The organism is Bacillus sp. MBGLi79 (assembly GCF_002953915.1).
The window spans coordinates 615140-616336 of record NZ_CP026521.1 but is presented as its reverse complement, the minus strand read 5'-3'; the positions used below and the strand labels follow the sequence as shown (position 1 = coordinate 616336).

The window sequence follows — 1197 nt, the reverse complement described above, 5'->3', positions numbered from 1 at the left end:
CACCCTATTTTAAAAGCCTTCAAACCACCATATCAGAGATTTCAGCCGTAAATACTTCCAGCATCTTTTGTTGTTTATCGGATAATTCAGCTTCTAAAATCATGTCTGATAAATCACTTTTACCAAGGTGCTTATCAGCTTCCAGAACCATTTTCATGGTCGGTGAACAGGAATTTTTCAGCCAGTTCCTTGATTTTTGATACAGGTCTTTTTGCGGCTTCATGAAAAGATGAAGTTTCCCGACATCACCTATAAATTCAGACCAAAAAAGGCTCGTTTTCCAATGCTCTCTTGTGACGTTCTCGTCAGCATCAACGAACCTTACATAATTATTAATGATCTGCATAGCGATAAGCGTCAAATCCTTGGTTTTCATTAAAGCTTTGACCGCCGCTTGTGCACGCTCTTTATTCAAACGCAATTCATAGCGATTCCAGTCGCCTAATTCCTCTAATGGAATATCATATTTTTCAGCCTGTTCATAATTCTTTTCATAGAAGCAAAGGTAAGCGTCCGACTGTTTCGATCCAAAATAAATTGTTGTCCCTCCGGTTTCTCCATCTGCCAAACTGAATGACCCATTGAAATCAGACTTTCGGAAACGAGAAATACATTCGCCCTTCTGGGCTTTTTTCAGCAATTCAGGAATCGAAAAATACGTCTTCTTATCGTCAATCGCTAAATCGAGACGAGTAAACGAGCCACCATTATGCAAACAGTCTTGAAAGAAGTCGCACCATGTTTTCTTGCGGCATTTTAAAAATGATTCGAACTGACGGCATCCCTGACCAGACAATTCAATCAAAACACCTCTGTTATCGCCTGGTGCTGAATACATAACCTTGATAAAGTCTAATTCGTATGTTCCAACATAGCCGTAAAAGCCGGATGATTTTTCTGCCATGAAATCTTTACTGATGTGAAGGACATTCTCGATAATGTGGTCAACATCATGTGTTTTAAAAGATACTCGGATGTAGTCAACCATTGATGTTAAAGGATTTTCAACGGCTTCATTTTTTTCTTTTACGATTACTACCCCCCTGTTAGCGTGAGGGGGGTTTTTTAGTTCAGTCATTCGCTTCGCTCACTCCTTCACCGCTGGCCGTCTGGTCGCTTTCGCTGCCGCTGGCGACTGCCGTCGCCTGCGCTCCCTCGACTCCAACCAGCGCATTTTTAATAGATGACATAAAATCA

The 1197-nt window shown here is 41.2% G+C and carries 1 protein-coding gene; it reads right to left on the bottom strand.

What is annotated here, in order from left to right; all coding sequences use genetic code 11:
* Positions 1–19 precede the first annotated feature (19 nt).
* Positions 20–1078, bottom strand: coding sequence for a replication initiation factor domain-containing protein (locus tag C1T29_RS03235; protein WP_208945614.1), 1059 nt, complete (start codon positions 1076–1078; stop codon positions 20–22).
* Positions 1079–1197 lie beyond the last annotated feature (119 nt).

Bases quoted from the DNA above. Each gene is read 5' to 3' on its own strand.
- C1T29_RS03235 (WP_208945614.1), bottom strand. From the start codon at position 1,078: ATGACTGAACTAAAAAACCCCCCTCACGCTAACAGGGGGGTAGTAATC.